The 18,508-nt window shown below is 42.1% G+C and carries 17 protein-coding genes and 1 pseudogene; 12 read left to right on the top strand and 6 right to left on the bottom strand.

The window, feature by feature from the left end; translation table 11 throughout:
- Nucleotides 1–14: 14 nt before the first annotated feature.
- Complete coding sequence (locus U9J37_RS06145; protein ID WP_005473053.1) at nucleotides 15–413, bottom strand: hypothetical protein; 399 nt, start codon at nucleotides 411–413, stop codon at nucleotides 15–17.
- A gap of 165 nt (nucleotides 414–578) precedes the next feature.
- Here U9J37_RS06145 and U9J37_RS06140 point away from each other — a divergent pair, with 165 nt between their 5' ends.
- From U9J37_RS06140 to cas6f, 7 genes are all read left to right on the top strand, one after another.
- The gene (locus U9J37_RS06140; protein ID WP_005472990.1) at nucleotides 579–2,069 is read left to right on the top strand and encodes an N-6 DNA methylase; all 1,491 of its coding nucleotides are present in this window, start codon (nucleotides 579–581) and stop codon (nucleotides 2,067–2,069) included.
- Nucleotides 2,069–3,853, top strand: coding sequence for a restriction endonuclease subunit S (locus U9J37_RS06135; RefSeq protein WP_005473092.1), 1,785 nt, complete (start codon nucleotides 2,069–2,071; stop codon nucleotides 3,851–3,853). Before U9J37_RS06140 ends, U9J37_RS06135 begins: the two co-directional genes overlap by 1 nt.
- A 2-nt stretch (nucleotides 3,854–3,855) precedes the next feature.
- A complete protein-coding gene (locus tag U9J37_RS06130; protein ID WP_005472981.1) occupies nucleotides 3,856–4,851 on the top strand; it encodes a PDDEXK family nuclease in 996 nt (331 codons plus the stop codon).
- Between the two features lie 197 nt (nucleotides 4,852–5,048).
- Nucleotides 5,049–6,260 carry a TniQ family protein gene (locus U9J37_RS06125; RefSeq protein WP_005472999.1) on the top strand — a complete coding sequence of 404 codons (1,212 nt, stop codon included), beginning with the start codon at nucleotides 5,049–5,051 and terminating at the stop codon, nucleotides 6,258–6,260.
- Nucleotides 6,261–6,262: 2 nt separating this feature from the next.
- Nucleotides 6,263–8,350 (top strand): type I-F CRISPR-associated protein Csy2, encoded by a 2,088-nt coding sequence (locus tag U9J37_RS06120; RefSeq protein ID WP_043887080.1) that lies wholly within the window; start codon nucleotides 6,263–6,265, stop codon nucleotides 8,348–8,350.
- Between the two features lie 6 nt (nucleotides 8,351–8,356).
- Nucleotides 8,357–9,394, top strand: a complete 1,038-nt coding sequence (gene csy3 / locus U9J37_RS06115; RefSeq protein WP_005473079.1) for a type I-F CRISPR-associated protein Csy3 — start codon at nucleotides 8,357–8,359, stop codon at nucleotides 9,392–9,394.
- 8 nt (nucleotides 9,395–9,402) lie between these two features.
- Nucleotides 9,403–10,005, top strand: coding sequence for a type I-F CRISPR-associated endoribonuclease Cas6/Csy4 (cas6f, locus tag U9J37_RS06110; protein WP_005473100.1), 603 nt, complete (start codon nucleotides 9,403–9,405; stop codon nucleotides 10,003–10,005).
- A 118-nt stretch (nucleotides 10,006–10,123) separates the two neighbouring features.
- On the opposite strand, the gene U9J37_RS21360 is transcribed toward cas6f, so the two are convergent.
- Entirely contained in the window at nucleotides 10,124–10,402 is a 279-nt protein-coding gene (locus tag U9J37_RS21360) for a type 1 periplasmic-binding domain-containing protein (RefSeq protein ID WP_005473011.1), read from the bottom strand.
- A 194-nt stretch (nucleotides 10,403–10,596) separates the two neighbouring features.
- On the opposite strand from U9J37_RS21360, the gene U9J37_RS06105 reads away from it, so the two are divergent.
- Nucleotides 10,597–10,848: a hypothetical protein gene (locus tag U9J37_RS06105; protein ID WP_005472936.1), complete on the top strand. Its 252-nt coding sequence runs from the start codon at nucleotides 10,597–10,599 to the stop codon at nucleotides 10,846–10,848.
- 589 nt (nucleotides 10,849–11,437) lie between these two features.
- Here the strand turns inward: U9J37_RS06105 and U9J37_RS06100 are convergent.
- Nucleotides 11,438–11,665 (bottom strand): hypothetical protein, encoded by a 228-nt coding sequence (locus U9J37_RS06100; protein ID WP_005473016.1) that lies wholly within the window; start codon nucleotides 11,663–11,665, stop codon nucleotides 11,438–11,440.
- A 128-nt stretch (nucleotides 11,666–11,793) separates the two neighbouring features.
- On the opposite strand from U9J37_RS06100, the gene U9J37_RS06095 reads away from it, so the two are divergent.
- A complete protein-coding gene (locus U9J37_RS06095; protein WP_005473068.1) occupies nucleotides 11,794–12,447 on the top strand; it encodes a hypothetical protein in 654 nt (217 codons plus the stop codon).
- On the opposite strand, the gene U9J37_RS06090 is transcribed toward U9J37_RS06095, so the two are convergent.
- Complete coding sequence (locus tag U9J37_RS06090; RefSeq protein ID WP_043887081.1) at nucleotides 12,433–12,747, bottom strand: hypothetical protein; 315 nt, start codon at nucleotides 12,745–12,747, stop codon at nucleotides 12,433–12,435. The two genes, U9J37_RS06095 and U9J37_RS06090, sit on opposite strands and share 15 nt — an antisense overlap.
- An 818-nt stretch (nucleotides 12,748–13,565) precedes the next feature.
- Between U9J37_RS06090 and U9J37_RS06085 the strand changes: the two genes are divergently transcribed.
- From U9J37_RS06085 to U9J37_RS06075, 3 genes are all read left to right on the top strand, one after another.
- A complete protein-coding gene (locus tag U9J37_RS06085; RefSeq protein ID WP_005472976.1) occupies nucleotides 13,566–14,288 on the top strand; it encodes an NYN domain-containing protein in 723 nt (240 codons plus the stop codon).
- Between the two features lie 243 nt (nucleotides 14,289–14,531).
- Nucleotides 14,532–15,254, top strand: coding sequence for a hypothetical protein (locus U9J37_RS06080; RefSeq protein ID WP_005473026.1), 723 nt, complete (start codon nucleotides 14,532–14,534; stop codon nucleotides 15,252–15,254).
- 107 nt (nucleotides 15,255–15,361) lie between these two features.
- Entirely contained in the window at nucleotides 15,362–15,976 is a 615-nt protein-coding gene (locus U9J37_RS06075) for a hypothetical protein (RefSeq protein ID WP_232280829.1), read from the top strand.
- A gap of 623 nt (nucleotides 15,977–16,599) precedes the next feature.
- Here U9J37_RS06075 and U9J37_RS06070 read toward each other — a convergent pair.
- A pseudogene (locus U9J37_RS06070) lies at nucleotides 16,600–16,920 on the bottom strand (MerR family transcriptional regulator); the annotation flags it as partial.
- A gap of 368 nt (nucleotides 16,921–17,288) precedes the next feature.
- The gene (locus U9J37_RS06065; RefSeq protein WP_005473022.1) at nucleotides 17,289–18,329 is read right to left on the bottom strand and encodes a hypothetical protein; all 1,041 of its coding nucleotides are present in this window, start codon (nucleotides 18,327–18,329) and stop codon (nucleotides 17,289–17,291) included.
- Between the last annotated feature and the right edge of the window lie 179 nt (nucleotides 18,330–18,508).

Genomic DNA, 18,508 nt, shown 5'->3' with positions numbered 1-18,508 from the left:
GCCTCATTTTCTAACTAAGAACAGCCTTTGGCGTTCAACTTAAAATTGCTTAAAAACAACTGTTGATCCGATTTATAGTCTGAATACGGTACAGACTTTTCCGTTTCTGCAAGAGCGCATAAACACGTTTCTCGCTTACTTTCATACCAACTTACCGACACCATATTCTTTGCTGAGTTAACGCAGGTATCAACGATGGCATACTCCACTTCGATAGGGTAACGCTCTTCTTCTAGAGCACCGCTCACCTTATAACCGCCAAACAACCCTACTGCTAATGCTGTACTCGCTGACACTAACTTACGCTTGCCGAAATTGAAGCCTTTAAAACTCTTCTCACACTCTTTGCAAGCAATATTCTCCGCAAACTCGATATCATTGTCGGTCTGACAATGTGGGCATTCTATTTTCATGAAACCTAGACAACCTACTGATCAATTTATTAGTTTTATATTCACTTGATTATTGTTTATTGAACCATAAATAACCACCCTTTTGCATATGCACTAATTCACGTTTTTCATATCAATTCTGCTATAATCAGCCCCAATTTTTCAGTCAGTTAGTAGTAGAAATCCATGTCAATCAGTTCAGTTATCAAGTCTATTCAAGACATCATGCGCAAAGATGCGGGTGTAGATGGTGACGCGCAGCGTCTAGGCCAAATGTCGTGGCTTTTATTCCTTAAAGTGTTTGATGCTCAAGAGGAAGAGCTAGAGTTCGAGTTAGATGATTACCGCGAACCCATCCCAGCGAAATACCTATGGCGTAACTGGGCGGCAGATAACCAAGGCATTACAGGTGATGAGCTGCTGGAATTTATCAATGATGACCTATTCCCAACGTTAAAAAACCTTACTGCGCCGAAAGATACCAACCCACGCGGTTTTGTAGTGAAAGAAGCCTTTAGTGATGCCTTCAACTACATGAAAAATGGCACACTACTGCGCCAGGTGATTAACAAACTCAACGAGATCGACTTTACTGACTCTAAAGAACGCCACCTGTTTGGTGATATCTACGAGCAAATCCTACGCGACCTACAAAGCGCAGGTAATGCAGGTGAGTTCTATACCCCTCGCGCTGTGACTCGCTTTATCGTCAATCGTCTTGACCCTAAACTGGGTGAGCAAATTATGGATCCCGCCTGCGGCACGGGTGGATTCCTGGCTTGCTCTTTCGATCACGTCAAAGAAAACTACGTGACCAGCACAGCCGACCACCAAACGCTGCAAAAGCAAATCCATGGTGTAGAGAAGAAACAACTGCCACATTTGCTGTGTATCACCAATATGATGCTCCACGGCATCGAAGTCCCTGTGCAGATCAAGCACGGCAACACGCTTAACAAGCCGCTTTCAAACTGGGACAGCAATATCAATGTGATTGCGACTAACCCACCGTTTGGCGGCACAGAAGAGGACGGGATTGAAAAGAACTTCCCTGCCGAAATGCAGACTCGTGAAACCGCCGATCTGTTCTTGCAGCTTATTGTCGAAGTATTGGATAAAGATGGCCGCGCAGGTGTGGTGCTGCCTGATGGCACCTTGTTTGGTGAAGGCGTAAAAACCAAAATCAAAAAGATGCTGACGGAAGAGTGTAACCTGCACACGATTGTTCGCTTACCTAATGGCGTGTTCAACCCATACACGGGTATTAAGACCAACATTCTGTTCTTTACCAAAGGCCAACCGACCAAAGAAGTGTGGTTCTATGAGCACCCTTACCCAGAAGGCGTGAAGAACTACAGCAAAACCAAACCAATGAAGTTTGAAGAGTTCCAGCAAGAGATCGATTGGTGGGGTAATGAGGCCGATGGATTCGCTAGCCGCATCGAGACCAAGCAAGCTTGGAAAGTGTCGATTGAAGATATAATCGAGCGCAACTTTAACCTTGATATTAAAAACCCGTATCAGGGCGAAGTAATCAGCCATGATCCTGAAGAGTTACTGGCGAACTATCAGCAGCAACAACAAGACATCAAAGCACTGCGTGACCAACTGAAAGGCATTCTCGGTGATGCGCTTAGCTCTACCATTCAAGGTAAAAAGCAAGGTGGAGAGCAATAATGGCAGTCGACCAATCACCTATGAATAAGCTAATCACCGAGCATATTGATATCTGGACTTCAGCAGTTAAGACCAGATCAACCTCTGGTCGAGGTAGCAGCAAGAAGCTTGAACTGTATGGCGTTAAGAAGCTGCGTGAGCTGATTCTAGAGTTAGCTGTGCGAGGAAAGCTTGTTCCTCAAGATCCTAATGATGAGCCTGCTTCAGTGTTGCTTGAGCGTATTGCTGCTGAAAAAACGCAGTTAGTGAAAGAGAAGAAGATTAAGAAACAAAAAGCTCTTCCTGAAGTTACTGAACAAGAAGCTCCATTTAATGTTCCAAAGGGTTGGGAATGGACGAGGCTAGGAAATTTAAGTAGTGATATTCACTATGGGTATACAGCTTCAGCAAAACCCAATTCGGAAGGAGTCAGACTGCTTAGAATTACTGACATTCAGAATGATAAGGTGAACTGGGGGACAGTCCCAGCTTGTGATATTACTGAAGAAAAAGCTAAATCTTACTTACTTGAAAATGATGATATTTTAATTGCTAGGACAGGTGGCACTATAGGCAAGTCATATCTTGTTGAAAATATCGACTTACAAGCCGTCTTTGCATCATATTTGATACGTGTAAAAAGAGTTCAAGCAGTCTATGCGCCATTTACTAAGGTATTTTTAGGAAGCCAGTTGTACTGGAAGCAACTGATTGAAAACTCTGCTGGAACAGGACAACCTAATGTAAACGCGACGGCGTTAAAGCAGTTGTTGTTTATCGTACCACCATTCAATCAGCAGAAACGCATCGTCGCCAAAGTCGATGAGCTAATGGCACTCTGCGATCAGCTAGAGCAACAAACCGAAGCCAGTATCGAAGCGCATCAAGTGCTGGTGACAACTCTGTTGGACACACTCACCAACTCTGCCGATGCTGACGAGTTGATGCAAAACTGGGAGCGAATCAGCGAGCATTTCGATACCTTATTTACCACTGAAGAAAGCATCGACCAGCTCAAGCAAACCATTCTACAACTGGCGGTGATGGGTAAGTTGGTTTCGCAAGATCCAAATGATGAGCCTGCTTCTGAGTTACTGAAAAGAATTGCGGAAGAAAAAGCGCAGTTAGTCAAAGAGAAGAAAATCAAGAAGCAAAAAGCACTGCCACCGATTTCTGAAGATGAAAAGCCGTTTGAACTGCCTAGCGGGTGGGAGTGGTGTCGAGTTGACGATGTTGTGGCACTAAAGCATGGATATGCTTTCAAAAGTTCATATTTTCTCGAAAGTTCAGGGCCTTATGTATTAACAACTCCTGGAAACTTTTACGAGACTGGTGGCTTTAGAGATCGTGGAGATAGAACTAAATACTATGATGGGCCATTGGAAGTAGAGTTTATTTTCGAAGCTAATGATTTGATTATTCCTTTAACGGAGCAGGCACCAGGGTTATTAGGAAGTGCAGCATTTATTCCTGAAGATGGCCGAACTTACCTTCACAACCAACGTTTGGCAAAGCTCACGCCATACCATGATGCTGTTCGTAAAGACTATATTTCTTGGTATTTTAATAGTCCTTATTTAAGATCTGAGTTGGCTAGAACATGCACGGGAACAACAGTTAGGCATTCATCTCCCACGAAAGTACAGGTAACTTTGTTTGCTCTACCGCCAACCAATGAACAAAAAAATATTGTTGAGCGAATCGACAGCTTACTGTCTATCTGCCAACAACTTAAGGCTCGTTTGAACGAATCTCAAGCCACCCAACTTCACTTGACTGACGCTATCGTTGAACAGGCAGTGTAAACATGAGCCTATACAATATCGCCAATAAAAACCTCACCGCACTGACACCGACCACTTTTGCAGCCGAAGGGCTGCAAGAGCGGCACGATTTACAAGAAGCACTGAAAGGCTGTATTGATGCCATCGCACCTGATTGTTTGGTGATATCAGAGGAGTTTTCAGACTGGGAAGACAGCCGTCGCCGTATAGATCTGCTAGCTATCGACAAGAATGCAAACTTAGTCGTCATCGAGCTTAAACGGGATGAAATCGGTGCGCATATGGAATTGCAAGCGCTACGATATGCCGCAATGATCTCTACTATGACGTTCGATAAAGCGTGTGACTACTATGCTCAATACCTGAAGAAAGAAGGCCAAGAGATTGATGCCCGCGAAGCCATTCTAGAGTTTGTCGATCTTGATGAAAACAGCTTGGATGACTTTGGTAACGATGTTCGAATCGTTCTAGCCTCAGCAGACTTCGGTAAAGAACTCACCACTTCTGTCTTGTGGTTGCGTGACAAAGGCATCGATATCAGTTGTGTGCGCCTCACACCTTACCGTTACCAAGAAGATGTACTGATCAATGCCGAACAGATCATCCCTGTACCCGAGGTAGAAGAGTACCAGGTGAAGTTCCGTGAGAAGCGTGCCGAGCAGCGCACCAGCGTTCAAAAAGGCGAAAAAGATTACTCGGAGTACCGCTATAACGGTCATACCTATAAAAAGCGTCACCTCGCGCTCGCGTTAGTTACAGACTGGATCGAGAAGCATCAGCCACACAGCTTGAATGATGTACTCAACGCATATAACGAGCCAGTAAGACGACGCATTGCCATCCTAGCGGATGATATACCTCAAGGTAGAATTCGCCGTTTCCACAGCGATGAAGATGCGCTAATTACGTTGCCTAACGACGAGGTGATAGCCATCACCAACCAGTGGAGCCTAAGCAATATCACTCGATTGATTCACTTTGCAGAGCAAAGTGGGTTGAACGTAGAAAAAGTCGAATAGCTAACGTTTACTAATGGAGTGGTTCGCTGAGAGATAGGCTTACTAAACGGAACTGGCATATTCCAACGAAAGTGCCCTAACTGCCAAGGCGGCAAACCCGGAATCAGTTTTTAGTCACAGTTTACCCCTTCATATTTGCGTTGACTAATTTAGCCGCAATAATAAAACTTAGGTTATCTAAGTTTTATTGGTGGCATGTGAATACCGACCTTCAACTATACCCTGACGAGTCGCTAGAGAGCTTCTTGTTACGCTTATCGCAAGAACAAGGCTACGAGCGATTTTCTCATTTTGCTGAAGACATCTGGTTTGACACGATGGATCAGCATGAAGCGATTTCTGGTGCTTTCCCTTTAGAGCTCAATCGAGTCAACATCTACCACGCTCAAACAACAAGCCAAATGCGAGCGCGGGTTCTTATTCACCTTGAGAACCAATTCAAGCTCAATAACTTTGGTGTACTGCGTCTCGCGCTATCACATTCGAAAGCTCAATTCTCTCCGCAATACAAAGCGGTACATAGATTCGGGTCTGACTACCCGTATGCTTTTCTTCGCAAACGCTTCACGCCAATTTGCCCTCTGTGTATTAGCGAAGCTCCCTACATTCGCCAGCAGTGGCAATATATCTCTCACCAAGCTTGTGAACATCATGGCTGTAAACTGGTTCATCACTGCCCTGAGTGTATATCGAGACTAGAATATCAAGGTACCGAGAGCATTAGCCAGTGTGAATGTGGTTATGAACTCCGAAACTCGCCAGTAGAGGACGCGTCAGAGGCTGAGGTATTGGTAGCTCGATGGTTATCAGGAAGCGATTCAAAACCCTTGGGATTATTGAAAGCAGGAATGACTTTATCTGAACGCTACGGTTTTTTAATTTGGTATGTAAGTCGCTATAGTGACGTCGATGATATTAGCTTTGAAGCCTTTATTGACTATTGCTTCGCATGGCCAACATCACTCAAAGAGGACTTAGATGCATTGGTGCTAAAAGCTGATGTAGTTCGAGTGAGAGATTGGCGAAAGGCTTTCTTTTCAGAGGCGTTTGGCAGCTTGCTTAAAGACTGTCGTCATTTGCCGAGCCGCGAGTTGAGTAAAAACTTAGTGTTGAATGAAGTGTTGAGGTATCTCTCAGGGCTTGTTTCGGATAACCCAGCCTCATCTAAGGGAAATGTTGGTGATGTGCTGCTAAGCCCGTTAGAAGCCTCTACATTGCTTTCTTGCACAACAGATGAAGTATATCGGCTCTATGAGTTTGGTGAAATCAAAGCTGCTATTCGGCCGCGTATGCATACTAAAATAGCCAGCCATGAATCGGCTTTCACGCTAAGAAGCGTGGTAGAAACTAAGCTAACTCGAATGAGCTCAGAAATGGATGGGCTATGCGTATATTTGCCGGAGTGGTAAGCATGACGAAACTTATTGAGTTGCTCTCAATTGAAGATGCGAATAAAAAGCAGGCAATGTTGAAAAAATGGTTCATGCCTTACACCGCAGACATTGAAGTCGACGGGCTTGAGGAGACGGCATTAACGGTACTAGTTAACCTAAGCTCTCATCATAAAGGCGATAAATGCAATGACTGGTTAGACAAAGTCCGTGCGAAGCAGCATTTGAGCGATTCAGAAAACATAGACTCATCAATAGGGGAATTGAAATGGTTTCACTCGCACAATTTGAAATATCCAGACTGCCGCGTAGCAGAGCAGAGGCTGATTGCTAAACCTTTGCAAACCGATGAAGTGTTTATTTCGGGAAGAAGTCTTGAACCGAGTTTAGGCTGGGCGCACAACTCAGCATATTACCGACACGTATTGTGGTTATTGAATCCTTTTCGTTGGCAATCCAAATCAACCAATGTTCTCACGCTAGTGCGAGAAGGACACCACATTTGGTTAGCGTTATTGCAAGACTTTGGGTTAGAGGTCAAAACTCTCGTCGCTTTGCAAAAGGCGATTAACGCACAAGTTCCAGATTCAACCTTTCCAACATCAGTCAGTTCGTATAGCAAGCAGTTACGATTTCCATGGGAGAACGACTATGTATCCATTACCCCGGTTGTGAACCACTCAATACAGCGAGAGCTCGAGGTTCGAGCTCGGGATAAGGAGAGCAAACTGAGTTTTGTTACCTCATCACTGCCCAATTCCGCAAGTATTGGAAGCCTTTGCGGAAGCCTTGGTGGGAACATGAAAATAATGAACTATCCACTTGGGGTAAAGTCGACACTAAATGGGACGTTAGCGACAAACCGCAATAAAACCGGTCGCTACTTTGATGATTATCAAGTTACAAATCATCAAGTCTGCTTGGTGCTCAGCAGGTTGACTGGCAGTGAACCACTCAAAACTAACAAGCAAAGAGATAAAGCACGCAATGTCCAAAGTAAGATCTTGAGAAAGCAGATAGCGCTATGGATGTTGCCATTAATTGAATTGCGCGATCGAGCTAATTTAAATCCAAGTGAGCAGTTTTTAAATAGCCTAGATTCTTTAGCGAGTGCATTTTTGACGTTACCCGAGTCAGAGCTTAAATCACTCGCAACCCAATTCAATCACCGACTTCACTATGTGCTGCAGGAAAATAAATTTACTCATAAGTTTGCTTATCACCCCAAACTATTACAAGTCATTAAGTGTCAGATAGTTTGGGTACTGAATCAATTGAGTAAGCCGAGCACTAGTGATGAAACTACTCAAAGCGAACAATACATCTATCTGACTTCCATGCGAGTTCAGGATGCGGTGGCGATGAGTAGTCCATACTTGAGTGGAGCACCGTCACTTACCGCCCTTTGGGGCTTTATGCACCGTTATCAGAGAGAGTTTAGTCAGTTAATCGGTAGCGACTCATCATTGGAATTCTCAAGCTTTTCTTTTTTCGTTCGAAGTGAGGATATACAGTCCACAGCCAAACTGACTGAGCCAAATTCAGTAGCAACTAAAAGAACAGTTTCTAATGCTAAACGTCCTACGATTCGTTCTGAGAGGTTAGCCGATTTAGAAATAGATATGGTGATTCGAGTCAAGGGTCACGAGCGTTTAGCAGACCACTTCAGCGAGTTAAAAGCGTCGTTACCAATGGCTTTTGCGGGAGGATACTTATTCCAGCCTCCGATTTCATCTGAGGTTAACTGGCTAAACATTTTTGGCAGCCAGTCAGAAGTGTTCCACGCGATTAAAGGAGCACCAACATACGGGCGTTGGTTATACCCAAGCGAGTTGCAGCCCAGTAGCTTTGACGAGCTTGAATTGCAGATTTCAAGCGATGCCGACATTCATCCAGTTTCTCTCGGCTATCATTTGCTGGAAAAACCGACATTTCGTGAGAACTCGATAACAGAGTGTCATGCTTATGCAGAGAACGCGATAGGGGTTGCAAAACGCGTTAATCCGATTGAAGTTCGATTTAGTGGTCGAGGTCACTATTTTGAGCATGCGTTTTGGTCGCTAGAATACAGCTACGCAACTATTCTTATGAAAAACTATAGGAATTAGATGCTTATGGATTTGTGTAGCCAGCTGAATTATGTTCGTTCACTTTCCCCAGGTAAGGCGTATTTTTACTACTTATCAAAAGATGGTGAGATGTGTCCTGTTGGTATTGATAGAACAAGGTTGCGAGCACCAAAAGCAGGCTATTCCGAAGCTTACAAAGGCAACAATTTTTTTGCAAAAAATGTTGCTCCCCAAGACTTGGCTTACGCTAATCCTCAATACATTGAAGAGTGTTATGTTACTCCAGGGGTTGATGATATTTATTGTGCATTTTCTCTTCGTATCCGTGCTAATTCTTTGTTCCCTGAAGTATGTAATAACGATGATGTACGCAATGCGTTAGTGTCCTTGAGTTCGGTATATAAGGAGCTTAATGGTTACCAAGAGCTGGCGCACCGTTATGCCAAAAATATTCTATCAGGAGCATGGTTGTGGAGAAATAAAGAGTGTCGAGCATTATCAATTGAAGTCACGACTAGCGAAGAAGAGAGAATAATTGTTAATGATGCACTGAGACTATCTTGGTATGGACACTGGGATGAAGAGTCAACACTAAGCCTTGAGCTTTTGATGGCTTATCTAAGCCGAGCGCTATCAGACCGTTCTGAATCTTTCTACATGGATATTCGAGCGAAGTTATCTGTTGGTTGGGGAGATGAGGTTTACCCGAGCCAAGAGTTTTTAGATACCAAAGAGGATGGTATTCCAACCAAGCAATTGGCAACCGTGAAACTGAGTAATGGCAAAGAAACGGTGGCGTTTCATGGTCAGAAAGTGGGTGCTGCGCTGCAATCTATAGATGACTGGTGGCATGAAGACCCAGATAAAGTTTTAAGAGTGAACGAATATGGTGCTGATCGAGAGTATGTGATCGCAAGAAGGCATGTGGCATTAGAAAATGACTTTTATCACCTAATCAAAAATACCGAGAGTTGGGTGAAGGAAATGAACAAAACAAAAGTGATTCCAAATGATGTTCATTTCATTATGTCTGTCTTGGTTAAAGGCGGTCTCTTTAATGGGGCAAGCGGTAAGGCCAAGTGAGTGTGAGTATGAACAAACGCTATTTCTTCTATATACGCTATCTTCCGGAGCAGGTTGACTGTGGACTTCTTGCTGGGCGCTGTATTAGCCAAATGCACAAGTTTATGGTCAATAATAAACAGGCTATGAATCAAATAGGAGTGAGTTTTCCGTGTTGGTGTGCGGATTCAGTTGGTAATAGCATCGCCTTTATTTCTGAAGATAAAGACCTTTTGATAGGGCTAACATTTCAACCTTATTTTTCTGTCATGAAGGAAGAAGAACTGTTTGAGTTGTCTGATGTACATCAAGTTCCAGAAGGCGCAACTGAATTAAGATTCGTCCGGAATCAGACGATAGGCAAAAGCTTTATAGGCTCTAAAAAGCGAAGAATGAAACGCAGCATTGCTAGAGCAGAACTAACGGATTCACAATCATTACCCGTTGCAGATGAAGATCGCGAGGTTGAACATTTCCATCGAATTCCAATTTCTAGTGGTTCATCTAGGCAGGACTTCATCTTACATGTTCAAAAAGAACATGTTGGCGAGAGCGTCCCTACAAACTTTAATAGTTATGGGTTCGCCACCAACCAAGATAAACGAGGAACCGTACCTGATATTCACATTTAACCCTTTTTAAAACAGGTATCATCAGTTTCAATAAAAACAATGAGTTACAACAGTTGTTCAAAAAAAGGGTATTTTCTTTTTTTGTGACGTAAATAGATAACGATCAACTAGTTAGGGTCTATAGTTTACAGTGACCTGCCGCATAGGCAGCTAAGAATATCTCTTCACAATCAACTGGGTTCGCCTTGGCGTGACCTGCCGCATAGGCAGCTAAGAATGCACGCAAAAGCCGAATATGAGCAATGCGTTGGTGACCTGCCGCATAGGCAGCTAAGAATAGGTCAGGAAGAAAGCAACTTGCCTGCTGAGCAAGCAGTTGATAATCAAAAACCACTGGGCTTCGGGCTCGGTGGTTTTCTTTTTGTTGGTGATGGTCATGGATACCAACGGGGGACATGTTCTACTGATGTTGTCGAATGAGATTTTAGCTGTAGATTTTCTGCCGTCACAAAGGAATGTCTACAGCCTTCATGGCGGGCGCTTCAAGCTCAGAATTGCCCAATTCGTTTCAGGACAACCCCCTTACGCTATAACGAATAACTCAGTATGCTATAAATAACCTAATCTCATTTTGAACGGAAAAGGCGTACTATGAACAAGAAACGGTTGTCTGAAAAAGAACTGCTGGAGGGGATGACCCCCCATACCGCGCATAGTGATGATCTAGCTGAGGTAACATTGGACGAGTTGGGCCTTGAAATCTCTGAAAGTGATTACAAGACAGCGTTGAAGCGAACTGAATCACTGTTTGATGCGGCCGAACCTGGCACGCCAGAAGGTGAAGAGCTAGAAAGGCTAGCAGCAATGGTTGAAGAGTATGAGGAAAAGCACTTCCCCATTTAATAACTGCAACGCACTTCTGCCCCTTACCTTGCTAGCCGAGCTCAACCTCACAAATCACAGTGAGGTGATTTGACCTACTTTTTCTTATCTATGTAATGTCTAGGTAAGTGGACACTGTGTGATCACGGCAAACACACCTTTGCCCCGAAGTTCGTTAGCAAAAACAAATACCTCATCTCGATAAATTGTCATTTGACCAAGATTTCCTAATGGTTGTGATTTCCTAGTGTGCATGGGACGAATAATTTGCATGCTAGCCTATCTCAAGATAAGCCTAAACGTGATTAATAATATAAATAACAAACGCTTGAGGTGAATGCCGTGCTCTGTGATAAATTTATTCCTAGTAAAAAGTGTAAAACTGTCAGTGCACCACTACTGTTTTTCTGAAGAACTCATTAACAAAATCAATGCGAATAATTTGACTTTAAAGATGATTTTTAACTAGTAATTGCCACTCAACGTGCAACATATCAGGTTGGTACGGTTTGACCGATTTTGCACCGTAACCTCCTGTAAAGCTAAGCTCTTACAATTCGAAACCTTTGAGGGTGCATTAGCCACTTCCTCTATTTGTATTTCATACAACTTAGCATTCTTTTATTTTAATATGTCCCTGTTCAATCAATAAAATGAACCGTTCAAAATCATGCTGATAGGCATAGATAGGATGTGGTGCAGACGAGCCAGCTAAAAACTCTTCGAAAGCCAATCTATAGGTGGTAGGTAATTCATTTGGGTCAATGACTTTGAATGGAACATTGGGCAAATTAAAAGGGGTTGGTGTTGGGTATAACGTTGATTTACTTTTTGTCATAGAGGTCTCCTTTCCTTTTGTTAGCCTATTATGTCACGTAGTACGAATCAAAGTCATGCATCAACATTTAGGTGACTATTGTGGTTCTAAATGATATACGGGACTCAACGCAACCTTAGGAGTTTGTTATGAATCAAAAAACTCGACTGCGCAGTTTAGGCGGTGGGCTCAACATTGCTTCCGATTTTTCTCGGCAAGACATTGATGTTGTTTTCTGGCAGGAGTGCTGTGCTGAATTAAAAGTCTATGCCGCTTTAAGGACGAAAGGTGGGAGTGGTGAGCGTCATACTGTACGAGTTCTACAGAAAGAATTAATGCGGCGTGGAGAGCGTCCTATCGTTGTAAGAATCTTTGGAACTCGCAAGGACGAATATGGACCATACTTTGACTCATTGGCTCGACTAGAGAGTTCTGAGGAATTGACGGGTTCTATTATGTGGGATTGGAGCGAGTGTCACAGCAACCATCAACTGGCTCAGGCTCTATTCAAATCATCATTTACGAGCGTAATTCTAACTCAAGGGGGGAGCTCTGGAGTAGACTATAAAGATGTCATGAATGCTGCAAAATTGGCCCGCCATACATATCTAAGTGTCAATATTGACTGTGATTTGTCTGTAGAGTCTCAAAAAAACGTAATAGAAGAACTGAAAAACTCGATGCTAAATGTGGAATGTGTCTCCTCTGTATTATGGAGGGGAAATCGTTGGGATGAGCGAAATTATGAGCTTATGAACCTGTCGAATGTAAGTGTCGAACACCCTTTGTCAGCTCAATACTAAGCTCTCAATCTTTTCTCTGACTTCTTGCAAATCCGATAAGCGTCCTGAAGCGATGATACGAATTGGGCTTCGCCCATTGAAGAAGGTGTTGTTGTTTGCATGACACATAAAACCATATACATTGTCTTCATTGCTAAATATTGTCCTTAAAGTGGCATGGATATTTAAAATGTGGCTGATTCTAACTTCAAGATTATCCTCTTCAGTTGGCAGAATAACTTGTACCTGTTCATGAGTTGCTCCCCATTTTAACAACAATGTTTCGGCGGATTTCAGCCCAGTGGATAGCCTCTGATTCATCAATACTTCTCCTTAATCCATTATCGTTATATTAAATATTAACGTATCTACGACAGTTGCCTAGACCTAACCAATCCTTAATGTGCAAAGCATTGGTGGCAGTATGTTTTGGTTTAATATTTGAGAGGGTATATATCCAATATATGGTTTCACTTTCAACAGAACCGCGACATAAGATCGACAAATTGTCGATCTTATGTCTATCAAATCAAGATTAATGGAGCGACATAGAATCAACAAAATATCGATTCTATGTCTATTGGAACCCTCGGCAGTTGTTGCAAATTTTGAAACAACTAAGGTACGACAGAATCGCTTGGTGATCACATCCTTAAGTCTGCTTGGATTGACTTGTTTTTTCCCCAAGATGTGTTTAGAGCGCAAGAAACCATCATGAGATTTATTTGTGAAACAAGCTGTTTCCCAATTGTCCAACAGGTTGTTGGACAAACTCTAGTAACCAATTATGCAAGAGGGTCTTGCACAATTGCGAAACAGGTTGTTTCGTAAATCACCTCTGCTCCAACCCGGTTCTGATCTCGTCGCTTCGGCAATAGAACTAACTAATGTGCAAAATATGCACATTGCTTATCAAGCAACTATCGAGGATTCCTCGGTAGTTGAACTGTTGCAATTTTTGCAATAGTTGCCCGAGCAACGAGAAAGCTCAGTGATTGCAGATTCTGCAACAACTCATATCTGCCCCTTTCCTGTTTAGAGTTGTTACTCTTATCATTTCTGAACAATCCCATTTGAACAAATATTACTAATGCCGATATAGTGCAACTAACTACATAAAGGATGGTCACACACTGATTATGGGTAACAGAAAAATCGCTGTATTAATTGATTCAGAAAACACTCCGCACTCAAAGCTAAACCTTATTATTGAAGAGCTTTCTAGTTTTGGGCAGATCATCGTTAAACGTGCATATGGCGATTTTTCTGCTGAGCAACTAAAAAACTGGAAGCAGCCTTTAAACGAGTTAGCTATTCAAGCTAAACAGCAATTTGCCTATACATCTGGAAAAAACTCCACAGACTCTTTAATGATTATTGATGCAATGGATCTCTTATACAGTCAACGGTTTGATGCTTTTGCTTTGATATCTAGTGATAGTGACTTTACAAGTCTTGCTACGAGGTTAAGAGAGTCAGAGATACACGTCATCGGTGTTGGAAAAGCGATGACTCCGACTTCGTTTAAAAATGCTTGTGACGACTTTGTTGCAATAGAGAACTTAAACGCTGATGTTGATCTTGAGCAGGCACAATCAAGCTCTAATCAAGACGCAGAACGCGAATTATGGCGATTAATGCATCAAGCTTGGCAGAACTATAGAGATGAATCGGGTTGGGCAAAACTAGGTGAAATTGGCAAATATTTAAAAAGATTGAAGCCAGATTTTGACCCTCGAAACTACGGTTTGAAGAAGTTATCTGATTTTTTTGATAAATATCCAACGCGCTATAGAACCCGTAACACTAAACGCTCTGGTATGGAGTTTCAGTTGATAACAAAGGCAAGCAAACAAAAATGATTTGCAGCTTCGCTGACGTTATACGGCAATTGGGTAACTCAAAAATGCCCCATTTCGCGTTAAAGTATTTACTCAGTATCAGAGAAAACTCGCAGTTTTCCCTAGAATAAGTAATGTGACTAGTCATAGATGTAGGTAATATCAACTTATAGGATTTCACCGTCACCCCAATCCACTAACGAGTTGAATCATCACAAGTAAGAAGAATAAGCCACCAACAATTTTGATTAAGAGGTATTTAAATTGAAAAGAGATGTCGCGCTACTAGTAGCCGAAGCGCCTTGGTTTTCTTTCAAAAACAACAGAGATCAAGCGAGTGGACTCCCTTTTTTTACAGGGGTAAAGCAGTATGTGAACAAAAATGCTAAAAAGTCACAGCTTAATATTTATTCATGTGATTATTACGATAATAACTCGTTGGAGTATGCGTTAAATCACCTAACTGACACGGAAGAGAACATACAAATACTTTACATCGGTGGGCATGGTGATGGTAAGCGCGTAGCTGATGCTTCCATTAAAAAAATATCAGAAATGGTTAAGAGTAAAGGACGCAATATAAAGGGGCTGATTGTTAGTTCTTGTTTGGCTGCTAGCAAAAATACTCTCTCTGAATCAACGTCTTGGGGAATAGATGACACTAATTTTGATATTGTAAATGGTCCTAATTGGGTCATCTCATATAAGCACTCTGTCGATTGGTTTCAGTCAGTACTACTAGAAACTGCAATAATCAAAGAGTTCGCTGAAGGGTATATTAACGAGGGTAAGTTGAACTCTAAACAAGACATTATCACTTGCTTCCATAATGCTCTTTTCCCATTTGATATGAATATCCCTTTTGCCAATGGTGAAGATGGAAGTACCAAAACTCTTGGTGAATCAATACGTTTTTGGGTAAGGCCGCAAGGGAGCAGTCGTCCCGCAGACATCACAAAAGAGTTACTTACTGGCTTGATGACTTGAGTATCGGGCAAAATCGAGAGATTTCTTTTTTAGTTTTAGGTATAAGCGAGTTTAGCTAGTTGTTAGCGCGTATTAATTTTTATGTAAATAACAGGATAAAACTAACTATGCCTATTCAAAGAAGAGTAAAAGATAATCGTATCAATTATGAACAAGTAGCAAAGCTAATTCTTTTATGCTCTCAAACTCACAGATCGGATGCTGAAGCAAACCAAAATCGATTCACAGTCCGTGAAGGGCTCATCCAGAAGATGGTGGGCATGCCTTTGTCGCATGATGATCGCTTTTCCATCATTAGAGAGTTCAACTTACTTGGTTGGCAGGTGGCTATTAATCCTGATTATTGGCTCATATTCGTGGTTGATGAAGAACAGTTGTTCAAATGGGATGAGGCTACGTACCCCTATGGGCTAGAACAAACCATTAAAGCGGTACAACAAGGAAAAGAGCCACCACTAGTTGAACTTGACGATTACTATCGGCTTAAGCCAAATCTAACTGCAAAATTCTTAGGTTGGTCAGACGAAGACATTCAAGAACAGCTTGTGGAAGAGGCTTTAAACGGAGTAGAAGGTGAAGTTGAAGAAGAATATGAGGAAACAGGTGACAAGTCTCTTCTGAACATTAAAGATGATGATGAAATCGGCTTTACGAATTTTACTGCTTGGGAATATCTCGACTATGAACTGGCTAGAAATAGACTAGTTTTCAAATCTAAATAATACTGGCGCAGGTGTGTGGTTACTCGATAGTAGCCACTCATCCTCCAAGGAGGTTTGTGTTGTTAACCCATCTACCTAACGTGATCAATACTAGTAATCTTCACAAATGCCTAGAAGATGTGAAGTTAATATCGAAAAAGGTTGGAGAGCAGAACATTCTCTTAGAGCTTCAAATTTACCTCTTAAGGATAGATTTACTAATAGCCAATAGCCGTATCCAGAGTGATTGGCGAACCAATGCATTAACCCTCGATAAAATTCTTCGTAGACTTTTAGGACTTTCCAAGCAGATAGAGTCATTGACGGATAACCATGCTTTTTCAACTCAATATTGCCTTGATAGTGCTTTGGAACAAGTGAAGGTATTGATTACCGTAACCTGTAAAGTTATAGACGCTCGGTAATATTATTGGTGTAATTTGGTGTTTGATGTGATGGCACGTGGCGAGTTCCCCTCTGTCATTTTGAAAAAATTACTCAATCGTATTGACTTTATACTTTATACATTAATGCTGGTGGAATCACAGCCACCAGTATTAATGATGTCAATTGGTGTAAGCCTTAAGCCTGTTTGCCAAACTCATCTCTGTTTAGTAGACGACACTTGTTACCAAATGTAACTATCTTTGTGGGCGTTCTCCAAGAAATGCCAGTAGCAACTCACGAGCGTGGATTTTTCATCAATTTCATGGGTGAGTTGCGTTAGCCAATTTTCCAATGAGCTTCTACTTAACTTCGCGTCCATGTATTGTTCGCACTCTTTCAGTGAGAGTCCTGCACTTTGAAGTTGTTTAGTCAAAAACAGTCGCTGCACATCGTTTTCGTTGTAATAGCGGTATCCATTGTCAATGGCGCTGGCCGTTAATCAGCCCTAACTTCTCGTAACAGAGTAAGGTGGTGCGTGAGATCCCTGCTTTCGCCGCCAGTTTAGAAATCAAATACATGTGCGATTTGACCCAAGTGTTCTTCGTGTTTGGATAGTATGAATTGTAGACTAGTTGGAATTTTTCACCAACAGTGGTAGAAGTGGGGTGATTGTGAGTTATTAGTAGGTTAGTAGCCAGTTTTCAATACCAAAACTCATTTACAAAGGCCTAAATTATCAAACTCCCTAAAACGGAATTGTCCAACGGCTTGCTGACGGGGTAGATCATCGTAACGCAGAACTTCCCCAAAGCTTGTTACGCTTCCAAGTACCTTACAGATAGTCTCTCTAGTATTGAGATACAAAAAGTAATGAATCGAAAAAGGCATCGAGTCGAAAAGTAGGTAACTGTCAGATGAGGTCTGAACTAGTACAGTTAAACTCACATTAGAGTTTCTCTTTATAGTTACTGAGCACTTTTGCCCCAGTATAAAGCGCAACACTTTTGTAATAACAAGTAACGAATCTTTGTCTTTGCGTTAAATAGCGAATCAAAGTTAATGCTCTTGAGCCATCATCAGAATTTTCATAAGGTTTCATGCAGCGTTGAAACCCAGTTAGTGTCTGTGCAGCCGAAAGAAGTTCTGCATCGAATTCTGGAATTAAGGAGCGGTCAAGCCCCATTAGTGCGTGTAAAGCTTTACTGTCATACTTGATAGCGAGATCAATTGTGTCAACGTAGGAGCGATTGTTCAGAGTTTGAAAACCGTCCACGCCTCCTTTCCAATGAAACAAGGGAAAGGATTTTTCGAGTTGTACTTGAGGGTTACGTTTAAACAAACTCACACATTTTTCTTTCAAGACATCAGCATCATCATCAATTAGTTTAAGCTGCAGATTGAGAGCCTCGAAAATTAAGACCTCTCTATCAATAAAAGAGCTCATCAAACCTTCAATGTTGTTTGAAGGCGTTGACCTAGCACGGTCTCTGGGGATGGCAACTATTATGTAATGAAAAATGGTCGCAGCGATGACGGAATAGACGATATTGTGAAAGTAACCGTTGCCCGTTGGAAATGCTATCGCTATCCAACTTAGAACGTAAAATACATAGAAGGCGATAGTGTTGTCAGTTGTCTTTGAAATCAGCGGACGGATCACAGCTAGCGAGTTAGGATGCTTAATTGATGGCGCAGTTTGGTTGTCTTCATGGTCGGTATAAATACCTTGTGTAAAATAGGGCAGCCATTTATTTGGCCTACTAATCGCACAACTGATAATGTACAGGAGAAAGATTGGGAAAATGAACTTTGTTATCAAGGCGATGTCGTTAAGCCTTGACGCTATTGACTCCATTAGCTCGCCGATTTCGCTTCTTTCAGGGGATGCAAGATGCCAACCTGCAAAGATCCCAGAGGTAAAAAGCGCAAATACACAATATTTGACGCATATGACATCGAATATTTTCTCGGATAGTGGCTTACTCATAAATCCCTCAGTTAGTTAAGGCTATGAGTATACACGACCTTCTATACTACATATCAATAAGTAAGAGTTCCTTAGGCCGAGATGCCTCCCATTTTATTGACTGAAGAAAGCCAGATTTAGCCAAAAATCAGCTTATGCGAAGCGTATGCCATAGAGCGCCAACTCTAACGCTTTTGTGT

It is taken from the genome of Vibrio sp. 16 (assembly GCF_963681195.1).
GTDB classification, from domain to species: domain Bacteria; phylum Pseudomonadota; class Gammaproteobacteria; order Enterobacterales; family Vibrionaceae; genus Vibrio; species Vibrio sinaloensis_D.
Note: the sequence above shows the minus strand (reverse complement) of the source record. Positions and strands in the feature narration are given on the sequence as shown.

Bases quoted from the DNA above. Each gene is read 5' to 3' on its own strand.
- U9J37_RS06145 (WP_005473053.1), bottom strand. From the start codon at position 413: ATGAAAATAGAATGCCCACATTGTCAGACCGACAATGATATCGAGTTT.
- U9J37_RS06140 (WP_005472990.1), top strand. From the start codon at position 579: ATGTCAATCAGTTCAGTTATCAAGTCTATTCAAGACATCATGCGCAAA.
- U9J37_RS06135 (WP_005473092.1), top strand. From the start codon at position 2,069: ATGGCAGTCGACCAATCACCTATGAATAAGCTAATCACCGAGCATATT.
- U9J37_RS06130 (WP_005472981.1), top strand. From the start codon at position 3,856: ATGAGCCTATACAATATCGCCAATAAAAACCTCACCGCACTGACACCG.
- U9J37_RS06120 (WP_043887080.1), top strand. From the start codon at position 6,263: ATGACGAAACTTATTGAGTTGCTCTCAATTGAAGATGCGAATAAAAAG.
- csy3 (WP_005473079.1), top strand. From the start codon at position 8,357: ATGGATTTGTGTAGCCAGCTGAATTATGTTCGTTCACTTTCCCCAGGT.
- cas6f (WP_005473100.1), top strand. From the start codon at position 9,403: ATGAACAAACGCTATTTCTTCTATATACGCTATCTTCCGGAGCAGGTT.
- U9J37_RS21360 (WP_005473011.1), bottom strand. From the start codon at position 10,402: ATGTCCCCCGTTGGTATCCATGACCATCACCAACAAAAAGAAAACCAC.
- U9J37_RS06105 (WP_005472936.1), top strand. From the start codon at position 10,597: ATGAACAAGAAACGGTTGTCTGAAAAAGAACTGCTGGAGGGGATGACC.
- U9J37_RS06100 (WP_005473016.1), bottom strand. From the start codon at position 11,665: ATGACAAAAAGTAAATCAACGTTATACCCAACACCAACCCCTTTTAAT.
- U9J37_RS06095 (WP_005473068.1), top strand. From the start codon at position 11,794: ATGAATCAAAAAACTCGACTGCGCAGTTTAGGCGGTGGGCTCAACATT.
- U9J37_RS06090 (WP_043887081.1), bottom strand. From the start codon at position 12,747: ATGAATCAGAGGCTATCCACTGGGCTGAAATCCGCCGAAACATTGTTG.
- U9J37_RS06085 (WP_005472976.1), top strand. From the start codon at position 13,566: ATGGGTAACAGAAAAATCGCTGTATTAATTGATTCAGAAAACACTCCG.
- U9J37_RS06075 (WP_232280829.1), top strand. From the start codon at position 15,362: ATGCCTATTCAAAGAAGAGTAAAAGATAATCGTATCAATTATGAACAA.
- U9J37_RS06065 (WP_005473022.1), bottom strand. From the start codon at position 18,329: ATGAGTAAGCCACTATCCGAGAAAATATTCGATGTCATATGCGTCAAA.